The organism is Gilvimarinus sp. 1_MG-2023, from assembly GCF_030548285.1.
Genome location: NZ_JAUOSC010001382.1, coordinates 1 through 251 on the forward strand (window position 1 = coordinate 1; position 251 = coordinate 251).

General features: G+C 54.2%; 1 pseudogene. It reads left to right on the forward strand.

From position 1 onward, the window contains the following. Positions 1-251: pseudogene (locus Q4563_RS21365) on the forward strand (ABC transporter ATP-binding protein); the annotation flags it as partial.

The window sequence follows — 251 nt, forward strand, 5'->3', positions numbered from 1 at the left end:
TGCAGATAAGATCATCAAGGACTACAAGGTCAAAACCGCAGGCCGTCACGCCCAGGCGGACAGCCTCTCTGGTGGTAATTTGCAAAAATTCATTATTGGCCGGGAAATCCTGCAAGATCCCAAAATCCTGATTGCTGCCCACCCCACCTTGGGCGTGGATATCGGTGCCGCCACGGCGATCCACAAAGCCCTGATTACGCTACGGGATCAGGGTGCTGCCATTCTGGTGGTGTCGGAAGACATTGATGAGC